We start from the raw sequence: 16951 nt of genomic DNA on the forward strand, positions 1-16951 counted from the left end.
ATGCAACACCCTGAGCCAAAGGCCTACCAGGCTGATCCGGAACTGGTTCGGAAACTGGGGCGCGTGGCTGTGTTTATGGGCGGGGACTCGGCTGAGCGAGATGTGTCCCTGAACAGCGGCAAGGCCGTGCTGTCCGCGCTGCTGTCCGCCGGCGTTGATGCCTTTTCAACGGACGTGCGTGGCTGTTTGCTGAAGACCGTGGAGAACCCGGGCTTCGATCGCGTCTTCATCGCACTGCATGGTCGCGGCGGCGAAGATGGCACCCTGCAGGCGATCTTGTCCCAGGCTGGCATTCCGTTCACCGGTAGCGAGACCCTGGCATCGGCACTGGCGATGGACAAATTGCGCACCAAGTACGTGTTTGAAGGCTGCGGATTGCCGACGCCCAAATTCCGGACCATGGCCTCAGAGAAGGAGGCCGAGCAGATTGTCTCCGAGCTCCGGACGCCGTTGAGCGTCAAACCTTCCCGGGAAGGCTCCAGTATTGGTATTCGCAAGGTGCGTACCGTCGAGGAGCTGGTGAGCGCCTATCGGGCGGCTGCTGAACGCGACTCACTGGTGCTGGTTGAGGAATGGATCGAGGGGCCCGAATTTACCGTGAGCGTGCTGCAGGATCAGGCGCTTCCCGCCATAGGGCTGAGCACCGATCACGAGTTTTACGACTATGACGCCAAATACCTGGCCGACGACACCCGCTACCGGATTCCATGCGGCCTGTCGGCGGAGGATGAGTTGCAGCTTCAACAGTTGGCGCTTGACGCTTTCCGGGTTGTGGGCTGCCGGACCTGGGGGCGTGTCGACATTATGCAGGATGCCGATGGGCAGTTCTGGTTGCTGGAAGTGAATACTGTCCCCGGCATGACGGATCACAGTCTGGTACCGATGGCGGCAAAAGCAGCCGGTATCAGCTTCGAGGAACTGGTGGTCCGGATCCTGGAAGACACCCTGGGGGATGCTGATGCTTGAGAGCCTGCTGATCCGGAGTCGGGCGGTTCCGCCCGATCCCCCGCGGCGAAGGGGGGCAACCTCCCTGGAGCCTGAGCGGGACCGGTTCGGTGTGTTCGCGGCGGTATTGGCAGCCATTCCCTGGCTGCAGGTTGGCATGGGCGCGGTGATTGTCCTGTTGGCTGCACTGGTGCCCTGGGGCACCGGCAAGGTGCTGGGGGCCATGGATCAACAGATCCTGGCGGTAGACGTAAAGGGTGAATTCATTGGGGACAGCCGTGTTGCCATCGAGCGCGCGGCCGGTAACTGGATCGGAAAGAGCTATTTCGCTACCGATCTCTCCGAAATCAAAACGTTTTTGGAACAGCGGCCCTGGGTGGAATCGGCTGCGGTTCGGCGGGTTTGGCCGGATCGGCTGGAAATCGACATCCGCGAGAAAAAGCCTCTGGCGTACTGGCGCGACGGTCGCCTGGTCAGCAGGACGGGTGAGGTCTTTTCGCCCGCCAATCCCGAGGTGGCAGGCCGGCTCCCGCATTTGGCCGGACCGGATGAGCGAGTACGCGATGTGATTCAGATGGCCCGCACGCTCAGTGAGCGGTTGGTCGAACACGGGCTTGGCCTTGCGGGACTTGCCCTGGAAGAGCGCGGGGCATGGACCCTGAAACTGGGTAACGGCATCGAAGTGGTGCTTGGCCGTGACCAGGTGGAAGAGCGGTTTGAACGGTTTATCACCGTTTACGAAACCCGGCTGGTAGCGCGGTCGGAAGAAGTCAGTCGGGTGGACGCACGTTACACCAACGGTGTGGCAGTGCAGTGGAAGGCGGTGGAGCCTGCTTCCAGTCCGAGATCATAAGAAGGTTAATTCAGACCACGGTTTGGTGAGATACATGTCATCGGTTGAAACGGAAAATATGATTGTCGGCCTTGATATCGGCACATCCAAGGTAGTTGCGATTGTCGGTAAGCGCAAAATGGACGGCACCATTGAGGTGGTGGGCATTGGCTCCCATCCCTCAAGGGGGCTCAAGCGTGGCGTGGTGGTGAACATTGAAACCACCGTCCAGGCAATCCAGCGCGCGGTTGAAGAAGCCGAGCTGATGGCAGGATGTCGCATCCATTCGGTCTATGCCGGCATTGCAGGAAGCCACATCAAGAGCCTGAACTCCCACGGTATCGTGGCGATTCGCGATCGCGAGGTGACCCAGGCGGATATCGATCGGGTTATCGACGCCGCGCAGGCGGTGGCGATTCCTGCGGATCAGAAGATCCTCCATATCCTGCCTCAGGAGTTCGTGATCGATAACCAGGAGGGCATCAAGGAGCCCCTGGGCATGTCCGGAGTTCGTCTGGAGGCCAAGGTGCATCTGGTCACCTGCGCGGTGAATGCAGCCCAGAACATTGAGAAGTGCGTGATGCGTTGCGGGCTCGAGGTAGATGACATCATCCTTGAGCAGCTGGCCTCAAGCCATGCGATTCTGACTGAAGATGAAAAGGAGCTGGGCGTCTGTGTGGTGGACATCGGTGGAGGGACGACCGACATCGCGGTATTCACCGGCGGCGCCATTCGTCACACGGCGGTCATTCCCATCGCTGGTGACCAGGTCACCAACGACATCGCCATGGCCCTGCGCACGCCGACCCAGAACGCGGAAGAAATCAAGATCAAGTATGCCTGCGCACTGACCCAGCTGGCCGGTGCGGATGAAACCATCAAGGTCCCCAGTGTTGGCGACCGGGCGCCCCGGGATCTGTCCCGCCAGGCGCTGGCGGAAGTGGTGGAGCCCCGTTATGAGGAACTGTTTACCCTGGTGCAGTCCGAGCTGCGCCGGTCTGGGTTCGAAGACCTCATCCCGGCGGGCATCGTGATTACTGGCGGTTCTTCCACCATGGAAGGCGTGGTGGAACTGGCCGAGGAGATTTTTCACATGCCAGTCAGGCTCGCCTGTCCACAGGCGGTCTCAGGCATGACCGAGGTAGTCAATAACCCGATCTACGCCACTGGCGTCGGGCTGTTGATTCATGGCTTCCGGCAGATGGACCTGGGGAGGTCGCCGGTGCTCAAAAGCGAAGAAACACCGTCGCTGGTTGAGCGGATGAAAGCCTGGTTCACCGGTCAATTCTGACCGCACCAGGCCAGCAGTAAACGCAGTACAAAACGAAGGTATCTCGAAAATATAATCGTGAATAAAAGTCTGAAAAGGCTGCAAAACACACGAAGGAGTTGGGGAAATGTTTGAACTTGTAGATAACGTCCAGCAGAGCGCTGTGATAAAAGTCGTCGGTGTGGGCGGTGGCGGTGGAAACGCCGTTCGCCACATGCTCCACAGTGACGTGGAAGGTGTGGAGTTTATCTGCGCCAATACCGATGCCCAGGCCCTGACGGACCTGGACGCCCGCCAGATTATTCAGTTGGGCGGTAACATCACCAAAGGTCTGGGTGCGGGGGCCAATCCGGAAGTGGGCCGCCAGTCAGCCCTGGAAGACCGTGATCGCATCGCCGAGTCCCTGAGCGGTGCCGATATGGTATTCATCACTGCCGGAATGGGTGGTGGAACGGGTACTGGTGCAGCGCCTATCGTCGCTGACGTGGCCCGGGAACTGGGCATTCTGACCGTGGCGGTGGTCACCAAACCGTTCATGTTCGAGGGCGGCAAGCGGATGAGCGTGGCGGAAGCTGGCCTGAGGGAGCTCGAAGAAAACGTCGACTCGCTCATCACTATCCCGAACGAAAAGCTGCTGGCGGTGATGGGTAAGAAGACCAGCCTGCTGGATGCCTTTGCGGCGGCCAATGATGTCCTGCTTGGCGCGGTTCAGGGTATTGCAGATCTGATCACCCGTAACGGTATGATCAACGTCGACTTTGCCGACGTGAAAACGGTGATGTCCGAGATGGGTATGGCGATGATGGGCACTGGCCGCGCCACCGGCGAAAACCGTGCTCGCGAAGCTGCCGAAGCAGCCGTGCGCAGCCCGCTGCTTGAAGACATCAACCTGCAAGGCGCCAAAGGCATTCTGGTTAACATCACTGCCGGTATGGACCTGAACCTTGGCGAGTTCTCTGAGGTGGGCGACATCGTTCGTGAGTTTGCGTCCGACGCGGCAACGGTGGTTGTCGGTACCGTGATCGATCCGGAAATGACCGACGAACTTAAGGTCACTGTGGTTGCGACCGGTCTCGGTGGCGAGCGTGAGAAGCCGACCAAGGTGGTCGACAATACCCGTACCCTGGATGGTACAACGGATTACAACCAGCTGGACCGTCCTGCGGTTCTGCGCCGTCGTGCTTCTTCTCAGGGGAATGTGGCGATTGATCAGCGCAAGGAAAGCGAAGAGCAGGGAGTCGACTATCTCGATATTCCCGCATTCCTCCGTCGGCAGGCTGACTGATAGCGTGTCGTCAGAGCATCCCTGAGAAGGCCCGGACACATGTAGTAGGGCCTTCCGGCAGGGCAACAGGCACTGATTACCATTCGTTGGCTTATTGTAAAGTTGACGCAAAGCCGGATTGGTCAAATGGTGTTCAGTTTCGCTTTCTGGTATCCTGCGAGCAGGCTTTTCGCTATAGATACCGAATTTTTGTGACGGAATAATGAATCGATGATCAGACAACGGACACTTAAAAACACGATCCGTGCCACCGGTGTGGGGCTGCATTCCGGGGAGAAGGTTTACCTGACCCTGAAGCCTGCACCCGTTGATACGGGCATCATCTTCCGCAGAACCGATCTCGAACCAGCAGTCGAGATTCGTGCGTGCGCGGAAAATGTGGGTGAGACCACGTTGTCCACAACCCTGGTGAAAGATGGTGTTCGCGTTGCGACGGTAGAACACTTGCTGTCCGCCATGGCTGGTCTCGGTATCGATAACTGCTTTGTTGAACTCAGCGCCGCTGAAGTGCCGATTATGGATGGGTCCGCTGGCCCGTTCGTATTTCTGCTTCAGTCTGCCGGCATTGCCGAGCAGGAAGCCGCCAAGCGGTTCATTCGCATCAAGCGCGAAGTGACGATTGAAGAAGGCGATAAGAAGGCGACTTTCCTTCCGTTTGAAGGGTTTAAAGTCAGCTTTGGCATCGACTTCGATCACCCTGTTTTCAAGGGGCGTGCACAGACCGCCACTGTGGATTTCTCAAGCACATCCTTCGTGAAAGAAGTAAGCCGCGCACGGACTTTCGGTTTCATGCGCGACATTGAGAAACTGCGGGCGATGAATCTGGCGCTCGGTGGCAGCGTGGACAATGCCATTGTGGTTGACGACTACAAGATTCTTAACGAAGACGGCCTTCGTTACGATGACGAGTTCGTAAAGCACAAGGTATTGGACGCCATCGGCGACCTGTATCTGCTGGGCAATAGCCTGATTGGTGAGTTTCGTGGCATCAAATCCGGTCACGACCTGAACAACAAGCTGCTGCGTAAGCTGCGGGCGGAAGAGGACGCCTGGGAAGTGGTCACGTTTGATGACGAAGCCACGGCCCCGATCTCCTATATGAAGCCTGTGTTGGCGGCCCAGGCTTGAGGTAAGGCGTCTGAATCAGTCACGGACGTGACTTGCGAGTTTTTCGAGAACCTCGCGTAGTTTTGCATCCTTCGTGTGCCCGGCTTCTTCTTTAAGGAGTCGGGCATTTTCTTGGCTGAGGGGTTCCTTTTTGTTCACTGGTCGCTCTCTAGAGCGCGGTGGTGCCACCTTCACCTTCAGTTTCCAGACGTACTGGAACAGTTCGTTCTCTCGCACCCTTTCCATTATTTCATGCTGGCGGAACCGAATCCGGGATGCTTTACTGGCATTTTCTGCTGACAAAATAAGCTCGCCTTCGTGGCAGCTGACAAACCGCGTGCCCTGAGCGAGTTCCTGCGGAATGGCAGATAGGACCTGGGCTTCAGCGCGGCGGTGGAGATCTGCTTTTTTGAGCAGTTCGTTGAGGCCGGGCGCTCCGCTGAGGCTGTCAATGCCCGTCTTTTGAGCGTTTTTTCGCGACATGTCGGCTTTTTTCTCGCGGATTCATTAACGTTTGGTTACACTTTAGGCACGGTTTGTGCGTAGTCCCTAGTTTAGACTTCTTTTACTTTCAGGGTAACTTAACAGCTGTACCCGGGTGCGTGCCTCTTGCCACGCGCTGTTTTGTCATGGATGGCAAGCCCCGTGGATAGTTCCCGAGCGCAACGACATGGAAGGGAGGTTGCAGCTCAATGACCGAATCAAACGATAATATGAACATAATCCTTGTTGGCAAGCACCACGGAAAATCCCGTGTGTTGGCACTGAACGGCATTCTGATGGTAGGAGTTGTCGGTCTGTTGCTGGCAGCGATCGGTGCTGCCGGCGTGGCCGGTTATCAATTCGCCCTGCATCAGGCCGATGCCATGAAGGGCAGTCCGTCAGGCATGGTGGAGCACTGGCAGGCGCGGCTGGACGAGCAACAGTCTGAATTGGCGGCCGTCGAGCAGGCAACCAGGCAGCAAATCGATGCCCTCACTTTGCGCCTTGGTGAAATGCAGGGCCGTTTGCTGCGGTTGGACGCTCTTGGCCAGCGCTTCGTTGAATCGGGCCTGGTGGGCAGTGAAGAATTCAGCTTTGGTGAGCCGGCCGCCATGGGTGGGCCCGAAGATGAAGGTTCCAAGGAGTCGTTTTCTGCGCCTGATCTGATGGCCATGATAGGTCGGCTGGAAGCGCTGATCGAAGACCGGGAAAAGCAGTTACGACTACTGGATAAGCTGGCTTCCCGCCAGAAGCTGGATGAAGAGATGTACGTTGAGGGGCGGCCGATTACCTGGGGCTGGCTCTCTTCCAAATATGGTTATCGCTCCGACCCCTTTACCGGCAAGCGCACCTGGCATGATGGCGTTGATCTGGCCGGCAAGGATGGCAGTGACATTATTTCCGTGGCCGGCGGCGTTGTGACCTGGGCTGGTGAACGGTACGGCTACGGCAAACTGGTAGAGATCGATCACGGCGATGGTCTGGTTACCCGCTACGGGCATTGCAAAGACGTTGTAGTCAATAAAGGGGATGTGGTTCAGAAGGGTCAGGTTATTGCGCTGATGGGCAGTACCGGCCGCTCAACCGGCCCCCACGTTCATTTCGAAGTGTTGCACAACGGTCGTTCCAAGGACCCGGTCAAATATATCGCCCGCTCCAGCAAGTGAGGCGGGTGTTGTTGCATCGGACGTTTCCCCGGTTTTGAATTTCTTGCCGCTGGGTGGGCTCATCAGGCCCGACCCAGCGGAATCCGCGTACCAATTGGTTGGCGTTGGCCGAGGCAAACAGGGTCGTCTTTTTTCCTGTTGCTAAATAAGGTTAGAATGCCGGCTCCCCCGTTTAATCAAAGAAGCAGTGGTTTATGTTCACAAAGCTTGCGACGAAGATGTTCGGCAGTAAAAATGCCAGAGAAATCAAGAGGATGCGAAAAGAGGTCGTTCGCATCAACGAACTTGAAGAACAGCTGGGTAATCTGTCCGACACCGAGTTGCAAGGCAAGACTGCCGAGTTCCGTCGTCGTCTTGAAGAAGGCGAAACGCTCGATGCCCTTCTGCCAGAAGCCTTTGCGACGGCTCGAGAGGCCAGCCGACGGGTTATGGGCATGCGTCATTATGACGTGCAGCTGATCGGCGGTATGACCCTGCACGAAGGCCGGATCGCCGAGATGAAGACCGGTGAGGGTAAAACCCTCGTGGCGACCGCTGCCGTGTACCTGAATGCGCTATCAGGTAAGGGCGTGCACGTGGTTACCGTGAACGATTACCTCGCGCGCCGTGACGCCGAATGGATGGGCAAACTCTATCGTTTCCTCGGCCTGCAGGTTGGTGTAGTCGTATCGGGCCAATCTCCCGAGGAAAAACGTGCGGCCTATCAGGCTGACATCACGTACGGAACCAACAATGAATTTGGTTTTGACTACCTGCGGGACAACATGGCCTTCAGTGCCGAGGATAAGGTACAGCGCGGCCTGAACTTCGCCATTGTCGATGAGGTGGACTCCATCCTGATCGATGAGGCCCGGACGCCACTGATCATTTCTGGCGCGGCCGAGGACAGCTCAAAGCTCTACAAAGCGGTCAACTCGCTGATTCCAATGCTGGAGAAAGGCGAGGTTTCGGAAGAAGGTGAAGCCAGCGGTGACTTCACTCTGGACGAAAAATCCCGCCAGGTGGAGCTGACCGAAGCCGGTCACGAAAAGGTCGAGCAATTGCTGCTTGAGCAGGGCTTGCTGCGCGAAGGTGAGAGCCTGTACTCGGCCGCCAACCTCAGTCTGCTGCATCACGTCCATTCCGCGCTGCGCGCCCATCACCTGTTCCAGAAAGACGTGGATTACATCGTCCAGGGTGGCCAGGTTGTGATCGTTGATGAGCACACGGGCCGGACCATGCCGGGGCGTCGCTGGAGCGAAGGCCTGCATCAGGCGATTGAAGCCAAAGAGGGTGTCAATATTCAGGCTGAAAGTCAGACTCTGGCCTCCACCACCTTCCAGAACTATTTCCGTCTGTACGAAAAGCTTGCCGGTATGACCGGTACAGCCGATACCGAAGCGTTCGAATTCCGCCAGATCTATGGCCTGGACGTGGTCGTGATTCCGCCTAACAAGCCGATCCAGCGTATCGACTACAACGACCTGATCTATCTGACTCAGGAAGAGAAATTTCACGCCATCATCGATGAGATTAAGGACGTTACGGCGGACGGGCGACCAATCCTGGTAGGCACTGCGTCGATTGAAGCGTCCGAGTTGCTGTCCATGCTGCTTAAAAAGGCCCGGATCGACCACAAAATCCTGAACGCCAAGCAGCACGAATCCGAAGCCCTGATCATTGCCCAGGCCGGTCGGCCGGGGGCAGTGACCATTGCCACCAACATGGCGGGTCGGGGTACCGATATTGTGCTTGGCGGTAACTGGGAATACGAAGTGGCGGCCATGGATAATCCGTCCGAGGAAGAAGTTGCACGGATGAAGGCCGAGTGGACCGGGCTGCACAACCAGGTGCTGGAAGCCGGTGGTTTGCACATCATCGGTACCGAGCGCCACGAATCCCGCCGGATCGACAATCAGCTGCGTGGCCGTGCCGGTCGTCAGGGTGATCCGGGCTCCTCGCGCTTCTTCCTGTCCCTTGAAGACAACCTGATGCGTATCTTTGCGCCTGAGCGGGTAAAGAACCTGATGCAGGCCATGGGGATGAAGAAGGGCGAGGCCATTGAGCACCGGATGGTGACCAACGCGATCGAGAAATCCCAGCGCAAGGTGGAAGGTCGTAACTTCGATATGCGTAAGACTCTGCTCGAGTATGACGACGTCGCTAACGATCAGCGCACCGTTATCTACGAGCAGCGTAACGAGGTCATGTCCTCAGACGATATCTCCGACATGGTTGACGTCATTCGCGCCGACGTCATCGATTCCCTGATCAGCGAGTATATTCCGCCGCAAAGCATGGCCGAGCAGTGGGATGTTGCGGGTCTTGAGGCTCAGTTGCAGTCTGAAATGGCTATTGAACTGCCGGTTCAGAAGTGGCTGGACGAAGACAGCAAACTGCATGAAGAGACCCTGCGCCAGAAAATCCTGGACGAGATCGTGGCGGCCTACAAGGCGAAGGAAGAGATCGCCGGTTCCGAGCCAATGCGCAAGTTTGAAAAGCAGGTGTTCCTGCAGGTGATGGATACGCTCTGGAAAGAGCATCTGTCCAATATGGATCACTTGCGCCGTGGTATCCACCTGCGTGGCTACGCGCAGAAGAATCCAAAGCAGGAGTACAAGCGCGAAGCGTTCAACCTGTTCCAGGATATGCTTGAGGCGATGAAGCGTGATGTGGCCCGGATTCTGAGTCATGTCCGCGTCCAGAGCCAGGAAGAAATGGAAGAGGTCGAGCGCCGCCGCAAGGAAGCCCTGGAAAAAGAGCTGGCGAAAGCAAAATTGCGTCACGATGAAACCAGTGCTGCGGCCGGTCACGGGGCAGGCGGCGAATCCGGCGACGGGGCGGCCCAGCCGGCGACCCCGGAAACTTTCGTGCGTGAGGGTCGCAAGGTGGGCCGTAATGAGCCATGCCCATGCGGTTCTGGAAAGAAGTACAAGCAGTGCCATGGCAAGGTCAGCTGATTTTCGACACTGACTCGCCGCATCAAGCCCGCACCCTGATGTTGTCAGGCTGCGGGTTTTTCCGTTCTACATCGTCTGGTTTGGGATCGTCAGAGGAGAGAGACAATGGCAGTAGGCCCCGGAGAATTGCCGAATTTTTTGCCCGTGAAAGGTGTGCGCCTGGGCATTGCCAGTGCGGGGATCAAGAAGCCGGGTCGGAAAGATCTGGTGGTTTTCGAGCTGGCACCGGGCAGCCGGGTGGCCGGTATTTTCACCCGCAATCAGTTTTGTGCCGCCCCGGTCACTTTGAGTCGCGAGCACCTGGCGGCGAAGGCGCCCCGTTATCTGCTGATCAACACCGGTAATGCCAATGCGGGGACGGGAGAGCAGGGTATGCACGATGCCCAGACCTGCTGTGAGGCGCTGGCCACGGCAGCCGGCGTGAGCCGGGAAGAAGTGTTGCCGTTTTCCACCGGGGTTATTGGCGAGCCGCTCCCCGTTGACCGTATCACCGGCGCCATTCCGCAGGCACTGGCAAACGGCGATGAGCATCACTGGGCGCAGGCGGCTGCCGGCATCATGACCACCGATACGCGCCCTAAAGGTGCGACTCGTGAGGTGAGCCTGGGTGGGCACAAGGTGGCGATTTCCGGCATCAGCAAAGGGGCTGGAATGATTCGCCCGAACATGGCAACCATGCTCGGATTTATCGCCACCGATGCCCGTATTGAGCCAGGCTTGCTGCAAACCTTGGCGTCTGAACTGGGCGAGAAATCGTTTAATCGCATTACCATTGACGGTGATACCTCCACCAACGACTGCTGCATGTTGATGGCCAGTGGCCAGTACTCGGGGCCGGAGATCACCGCGGACAGTGCTGACCTGCCCCGGCTGCGGGAAGCGCTCTGGGCGGTCTACCTGGAGCTGGCGCACGCGATTGTTCGGGATGGGGAGGGCGCCAGCAAGTTTGTCACCATCGAGGTAAAGGGGGCATCAAGCCCTGAAGAGGCGCTCGATGTAGCCTATACCATTGCCCATTCGCCATTGGTGAAAACGGCGCTGTTTGCGTCGGACCCGAATTGGGGGCGTATTCTCGCTGCCGTTGGCCGGGCGGGTGTGCCGGACCTGGACCTGGATGCGCTTGAGATCTTCCTTGGCGACGTTTGTCTGGTGCGTCATGGCGGTCGGGCACCGGATTACTCGGAAGAGCGGGGCCAGGCCGTCATGGATCAGGAGGAGATTGTTATCACGATTGATCTGAAGCGGGGCGCGATCAGTGAGACCGTCTGGACCTGCGACCTGTCGCACGATTATGTCACGATCAATGCGGAGTATCGCACCTGACCATGTCTGAGGCTGGCGCAGCGAAGAGGGAAGTCCATGTCGCCGTTGCGGTCATCGAACGCGATGGCCGGGTGTTGATCGCGAGACGTCCGGATCACGCCCATCAGGGCGGCCTGCTGGAATTTCCCGGTGGCAAAGTGGAGCCGGGCGAAACCGTCCAGCAGGCGCTAGTGCGGGAGATTGCGGAAGAAACCGCACTGGTGGTGCCTGAGGTGTCACTGGAGCCGGTGATCGGTATCCGCCATGACTACGGTGACAAGCGCGTCTTTCTGGATGTCTGGCGCACCTGTGAGGCTCAGGGCGCGCCGCAGGGGTGTGAGGGGCAGCCCATTGACTGGATTCGCCCCGAGCAGCTTCAGGACGAGGACTTCCCGGCGGCCAACCGGCCGATCATCCGCGCCGTTCGCTTGCCCAGCTTGCTGGCGATCAGCCCATCGCTGAGTTCCGTTCGTGAGTACGCAGGCGGGTTTGCCGGTGCGCTCGGCCAATGCCGGCCGGAACTGCTGGTGTTACGGGCGCCGGAGCTTGAAGACGGCGATTATCGGGCGTTGCTTGAGTCCGTGCTGCCAGTGTGTCGTGCCGCGGGTGTTGGATTGATCGTCCATGGTGGCCCGGATCGATTCGCCGTGGCACCCGGTGTGGCGGGCCTGCATCTTCCTTGGCGTGAGGCCGAGCTGCTCGGTTGCCGGCCGGTGCCTGCCGACGTCTGGCTTGGGGTTTCCTGCCACAGCGCGAAGCAGATTGCTCAGGCCGAAAAGCTGGGCGCGGACTACGTCACTCTCGGGCCGGTCAGGCCAACGCCGACCCATCCTGAGGCGCGCGGCATTGGCTGGGACGAGTTTGAGCAGATCACCGCGCAGGCCCGAGTGCCGGTATTCGCCTTGGGGGGGCTGGTTGCGGCGGATGTGCCCAGGGCGCGTCGGGCCGGTGGCCAGGGTGTGGCCGGCATCCGGTTCTGGTGGCCTGGGGATTGACGAAAAGCCCGCAGGCCCTGAGGGTTGAGCGTGCTGAGCGCATGACCAACATTTTTTCGATTGGGAAGAGGGATTGATGTGAGCAAACTGACCCATCTGGACGACAAGGGCGACGCCCGCATGGTGGATGTCACCGACAAGGCCGTGACCGAACGTGAAGCGCGAGCGGAAGCAACCATTCGCATGGCGCCTGCGACTCTGGACATGATTGTTGATGGCCAGCATCCCAAGGGTGATGTGCTGGCGGTGGCCCGGATTGCGGGCATCATGGCGGCGAAGAAAACCCACGAGCTGATTCCGCTGTGTCATTCCCTGAATTTGACGTCGGTGAAGGTTGAGCTGAGCCCGGGCAATGATGGCGCTTCGGTTCACGTGCTGACCCGTTGCAAACTGTCCGGCCAGACCGGTGTCGAGATGGAAGCGCTGACCGCTGCCAGTGTGGCGGCGCTGACGCTCTATGATATGTGCAAGGCCGTGGACCGGGGTATGGAAATCGGTTCGGTCCGGTTGCTGGAGAAAAAGGGCGGTCGCAGTGGCCACTGGGTCGCCCAGGAATAATCTGTTCGCTGCTGAGTGACGTAACCTCCGGACGTTATCGCCCAGCCCTTGCACCGGCATCGGCGGGACTACGCCAAGCGAAGGCGTGCGTGTTAGAATGCGCGCCCGATTGACTGAACCACGAGGAACGACTGTGGCTGTTCGTTACATCCAGACCTGCCGGTTGCCAACCCCGTTCGGGGTGTTTGACATGCACGGCTTCGAGGAACCGGACACGGGTAAAGAGCACGTGGCCCTCACCCTGGGCGACCTGGGTGGTGAGGAGCCCGTACTGGCCCGGACTCACTCGGAGTGCCTGACCGGCGATGCGCTTTACAGCATGCGGTGTGACTGTGGTTATCAGTTGGAAGAAGCATTGCGCAGTATTGCGCGCGAAGGTCGCGGCATTCTGATGTACCTGCGCCAGGAAGGCCGAGGTATTGGTCTGCTGAACAAGATCCGGGCGTATCATCTGCAGGATCAGGGGGCAGATACCGTCGAGGCCAACGAACAGCTGGGCTTCTCTGCCGATTTGCGTGACTACAGTATGTGCAAGGACATGCTGGCGCATCTGGGGATCAAAAGCCTCAGGCTGATGACCAACAACCCCCGGAAGGTCAAGGCACTGTCGTCCTTCGGTATTGCCATCGCCGAGCGCGTGCCGCTCCATGTTGGGCGCAACCCGCACAACGAGGCTTATCTGGCTACCAAGCAGAACAAGCTGGGACATTGGCTGGACACTCACCAGGATGACGATCCGGAGATCTGAGCCCGCTTCCGGTCTCTGCATGAAAAAGCCCACCAAATCTGGTGGGCTTTTGCGTTTCTGGCTGAGGTTGGTCTATTTCACCGCTTTCAGGCTTTGACGCTGAAGCCGCTCCATTCGCTCTGCGATGGCCTTGTGGATGCCCTCGGCATCGAGGCCGCAGTCATGGAGCAGTTCACCGTGTTTGCCGTGGTCAATGAACAGGTCCGGCAGGCCCAGTTGCAGCGTTGGCATCAGCACTTCCTGGCGGTTCAGGAACTCGGTCACGGCACTGCCCGCACCACCGGCAATGGTGTTTTCTTCCAGTGTCACCAACAGCTCATGTTGCTCCGCCAGTTCCAGTACCAGGGCTTCGTCCAGCGGTTTTACAAACCGCATATCGACCACGGTGGCGTCCAATGCTTCCGCTGCTTTCAGGGCAGAGGGCAGCAGCGTGCCGAAGTTCAGAATGGCAATGTTCTTGCCGTCACGGATGCGGCGCCCTTTTCCGAGAGGCAGTTCCGTCAGTGCTTGCTGGATCTCGGTGCCCGGGCCGGTGCCCCGCGGATAGCGGACCGCGGCAGGGCCTTGGTGCATCAGGCCGGTGTGCAGCAGTTGGCGGGTTTCGTTTTCATCCGATGGCGTCATGATCACCATATTGGGAATGCAGCGCAGGTAGCTGATATCGAAGGCGCCGGCGTGTGTCGGTCCGTCTTCGCCCACCAGGCCGGCCCGGTCAATGGCAAACAGCACGTCGAGGTCCTGAATGGCGACGTCGTGCACCAGCTGGTCGTAGCCACGTTGCAGGAACGTCGAGTAGATGGCGACGACCGGTTTGGCTCCATCACAGGCCATGCCGGCGGCCAGCGTCACCGAATGCTGTTCCGCAATGGCAACGTCGAAATAGCGCTCGGGGAAGCGCTTGGAAAACGCCAGCAGGTCCGAGCCTTCGCACATGGCAGGGGTAATGCCAACCACCCGGTCATCCTGCTCGGCAGCATCGCACAGCCATTGGCCGAATACGTTGGCGTATTTCGGGCGCGCGGGCTGAGGTGGGACGGGCTCCGGCTTGCTGGCCGGTACCGGCTCGATTTTGTTGATGGCGTGATAGCCAATCGGGTCGGCTTCCGCCGGAGCGAAACCCTTACCCTTGGTGGTGACCACATGCAAAAACTGGGGACCCTCGAGTTCCCGTATGTTTTCCAGGGTTTCTACCAGCAAAGGCAGGTCGTGCCCATCAATGGGCCCGATGTAATTGAACCCAAGCTCCTCAAACAGCGTGCTGGGCGCGATCATGCCCTTGAAGTGTTCCTCGGTTTTTCTCGCCAGCGCCATCAGGTGAGGCGTGCCCTGGAGCACCTTCTTGCTGCTGTCGCGGACCTGGTTGTAGGTTCGGCTGGCGAGCAGCTTGGCGAAGTAATTCGACAGGCCACCGACGTTGTGGGAAATCGACATGTCGTTGTCGTTCAGAATGACCAGCATGTCAGCGTGCAGATGGCCGGCGTGGTTCAGTGCCTCAAAGGCCATACCGGCGGTCATGGCGCCATCGCCAATCACGGCAATGCTCTTGCGCCCGGTGCTCTGCATGCGGGCGGCGATGGCCATGCCCAGGGCGGCACTGATGGATGTACTGGAGTGGCCGACACCAAAGGTGTCGTACTCGCTCTCACCGCGCTTGGGGAAGCCGGCCAGACCGTCCTTGCGGCGTATGCTGTCCATCTGTTCGCGGCGACCGGTCAGAATCTTGTGCGGGTAGGCCTGATGGCCCACGTCCCAGATCAGTCGGTCTTCCGGGGTGTTGAAGACATAGTGCAGCGCAACGGTGAGCTCGAGCACGCCGAGGCCTGCGCCAAAGTGGCCGCCGGTCTGGCCGACTGACCATAGCAGAAAAGCCCTGAGCTCCCTGGCGAGCTGGGAGAGCTGCTCCGCCGGCAGGTCCCTGAGCTGGGCCGGTGAATCGATCCGGTTCAGCAGAGGGGTGTTGGGCCGCTGCGACGGGATTTCCTTGAATGTGTAGGTGTCCTGCATCTGCTCGGGTCTATTCCGGAGTGTTCGGCAACAGCCTGGCATTATAAGGGAACAGGCTGGGCTGTTTCACACTTAACGGTCCAGTTATTGCGACATTATAAGGATGGAGTGTGCGCTTTTTGGCCACTCCTGATCAATGGGTCCTTGCCACGATGTAATTGGCCATGGCCCGCAAAGGGTCCGCTTCGGGCCCGAAGTCTTCAAGGCTGTGAAGGGCATGGTTAAGCTGGGCATCGAGGTGTTCGCGGGCGCCAGCCACTCCCAGTAAAGCCGGGTAGGTCGGCTTGTCGCGGGCCGCGTCTGAGCCCTGCGGTTTGCCGATAACCTGGGTGTCGCCCTCGATATCCAGCAGATCGTCCTGTACCTGGAAGGCCAAGCCGAGAGCTTTGGCGTATTCGGTCAGCGCGTTCACCTTGGCGGCTGATGCCTCACCGCTGGACAGGGCACCGAGTGTCACGCTGGCCTCGATCAATGCCCCGGTCTTGTGCCGGTGCATGGATTCCAGTTGGGCCAGGGTCAGTGTCTGGCCTACCGATTCCAGGTCAATCGCCTGTCCGCCGACCATGCCGCAGTGCCCGCTGGCCCGGGCAAGTTCCCGAATCATGGAAAGTCGGGTCTGGGCGGCAAAATCGCCCGCGTCGGCCAGCCAGCCGAATGCCAGGGTTTGTAAGGCATCACCGGCAAGAATGGCGGTGGCCTCGTCGAAAGCGATATGGGTGGTTGGTCGCCCGCGCCGCAGATCATCGTCGTCCATTGCCGGCAGGTCGTCGTGGATCAGCGAATAGGCGTGGATCAGTTCCAGGGCGCAGGCCGGCACCAGGGCGTTGTCGCTGGTGTGTCCCATTGCCCGGGCAGCGCCGAGGCACAGAGCCGGGCGCACGCGCTTGCCGCCACCCAGCACGCTGTAGCGCATGGCCTCCAGCAGCCTGTCCGAGGCACTGCTGCGGTCCAGGCAGCGATTCAGTTCCTCGTCGATTCGGGTCTGGCAGCTGTCGAGGAAGTCCTGGAGCAGGTGGTGCTGTGTACTCATTGGCCGTTGTTGTCCGGGGTAAACGGTTTTGTTTCGAGGGAGCCGTCACTGTTTTGCACCAGTTGCTCGACACGCTGCTCGGCGTTCTTGAGCGCCTGCTGGCATTCCCGGGTCAGCTTGACGCCACGTTCGAAGGCCGCGAGGGATTGCTCCAGAGAAAGTTCGCCCTGTTCAAGGTCCCGGACCAGTTTTTCGAGTTCGTCCAGAGACTTTTCGAAATCGGCAATGGTGGTCGCACTTTGCTCTTCGGCCATTAGGGGTCTCCGAAAGGGTGGCAGAAAATGGGT

Annotated in this window: 15 protein-coding genes; 11 read left to right on the top strand and 4 right to left on the bottom strand. The window is 59.1% G+C overall.

Annotated elements, in window-relative coordinates; genetic code table 11:
• The 5 genes from LPB19_RS07250 (at position 1) to lpxC (ending at position 5460) form a co-directional block, all read left to right on the top strand.
• The gene (locus LPB19_RS07250; RefSeq protein ID WP_206645725.1) at positions 1–966 is read left to right on the top strand and encodes a D-alanine--D-alanine ligase; all 966 of its coding nucleotides are present in this window, start codon (positions 1–3) and stop codon (positions 964–966) included.
• Positions 959–1798: a cell division protein FtsQ/DivIB gene (locus LPB19_RS07255; RefSeq protein ID WP_206645397.1), complete on the top strand. Its 840-nt coding sequence runs from the start codon at positions 959–961 to the stop codon at positions 1796–1798. Before LPB19_RS07250 ends, LPB19_RS07255 begins: the two co-directional genes overlap by 8 nt.
• A gap of 34 nt (positions 1799–1832) precedes the next feature.
• Positions 1833–3068: a cell division protein FtsA gene (ftsA, locus tag LPB19_RS07260; protein WP_206645398.1), complete on the top strand. Its 1236-nt coding sequence runs from the start codon at positions 1833–1835 to the stop codon at positions 3066–3068.
• Between the two features lie 106 nt (positions 3069–3174).
• Positions 3175–4332: a cell division protein FtsZ gene (ftsZ, locus tag LPB19_RS07265; protein WP_206645399.1), complete on the top strand. Its 1158-nt coding sequence runs from the start codon at positions 3175–3177 to the stop codon at positions 4330–4332.
• A gap of 210 nt (positions 4333–4542) precedes the next feature.
• Positions 4543–5460: a UDP-3-O-acyl-N-acetylglucosamine deacetylase gene (lpxC, locus tag LPB19_RS07270; protein WP_206645400.1), complete on the top strand. Its 918-nt coding sequence runs from the start codon at positions 4543–4545 to the stop codon at positions 5458–5460.
• Positions 5461–5475: 15 nt separating this feature from the next.
• Here the strand turns inward: lpxC and LPB19_RS07275 are convergent, their stop codons facing one another.
• Positions 5476–5922, bottom strand: coding sequence for a DUF721 domain-containing protein (locus tag LPB19_RS07275; protein WP_206645401.1), 447 nt, complete (start codon positions 5920–5922; stop codon positions 5476–5478).
• 230 nt (positions 5923–6152) lie between these two features.
• Between LPB19_RS07275 and LPB19_RS07280 the strand changes: the two genes are divergently transcribed.
• The 6 genes from LPB19_RS07280 (at position 6153) to ribA (ending at position 13630) form a co-directional block, all read left to right on the top strand.
• On the top strand, positions 6153–7088 hold the full coding sequence (locus tag LPB19_RS07280; RefSeq protein WP_206645726.1) for a M23 family metallopeptidase: 936 nt from the start codon (positions 6153–6155) through the stop codon (positions 7086–7088).
• Positions 7089–7282: 194 nt separating this feature from the next.
• The gene (gene secA / locus LPB19_RS07285) at positions 7283–10027 is read left to right on the top strand and encodes a preprotein translocase subunit SecA (RefSeq protein WP_206645402.1); all 2745 of its coding nucleotides are present in this window, start codon (positions 7283–7285) and stop codon (positions 10025–10027) included.
• Positions 10028–10132: 105 nt separating this feature from the next.
• Entirely contained in the window at positions 10133–11350 is a 1218-nt protein-coding gene (gene argJ, locus LPB19_RS07290; RefSeq protein WP_206645403.1) for a bifunctional glutamate N-acetyltransferase/amino-acid acetyltransferase ArgJ, read from the top strand.
• 2 nt (positions 11351–11352) lie between these two features.
• Positions 11353–12324 carry a Nudix family hydrolase gene (locus LPB19_RS07295; RefSeq protein WP_206645404.1) on the top strand — a complete coding sequence of 324 codons (972 nt, stop codon included), beginning with the start codon at positions 11353–11355 and terminating at the stop codon, positions 12322–12324.
• A 78-nt stretch (positions 12325–12402) separates the two neighbouring features.
• Positions 12403–12882, top strand: coding sequence for a cyclic pyranopterin monophosphate synthase MoaC (moaC, locus tag LPB19_RS07300; protein WP_206645405.1), 480 nt, complete (start codon positions 12403–12405; stop codon positions 12880–12882).
• A gap of 133 nt (positions 12883–13015) precedes the next feature.
• Complete coding sequence (ribA, locus tag LPB19_RS07305) at positions 13016–13630, top strand: GTP cyclohydrolase II (protein WP_206645406.1); 615 nt, start codon at positions 13016–13018, stop codon at positions 13628–13630.
• Between the two features lie 72 nt (positions 13631–13702).
• Here ribA and dxs read toward each other — a convergent pair whose 3' ends face one another.
• The 3 genes from dxs to LPB19_RS07320 form a co-directional block, all read right to left on the bottom strand.
• On the bottom strand, positions 13703–15634 hold the full coding sequence (gene dxs, locus LPB19_RS07310; protein ID WP_206645407.1) for a 1-deoxy-D-xylulose-5-phosphate synthase: 1932 nt from the start codon (positions 15632–15634) through the stop codon (positions 13703–13705).
• Between the two features lie 133 nt (positions 15635–15767).
• Positions 15768–16664, bottom strand: a complete 897-nt coding sequence (ispA, locus tag LPB19_RS07315; protein WP_206645408.1) for a (2E,6E)-farnesyl diphosphate synthase — start codon at positions 16662–16664, stop codon at positions 15768–15770.
• On the bottom strand, positions 16661–16918 hold the full coding sequence (locus tag LPB19_RS07320; protein ID WP_206645409.1) for an exodeoxyribonuclease VII small subunit: 258 nt from the start codon (positions 16916–16918) through the stop codon (positions 16661–16663). The genes ispA and LPB19_RS07320 overlap by 4 nt, the downstream gene beginning before the upstream one ends.
• Positions 16919–16951 lie beyond the last annotated feature (33 nt).

The sequence above is a fragment of the Marinobacter salinisoli genome (assembly GCF_017301335.1).
Taxonomy (GTDB): domain Bacteria; phylum Pseudomonadota; class Gammaproteobacteria; order Pseudomonadales; family Oleiphilaceae; genus Marinobacter; species Marinobacter salinisoli.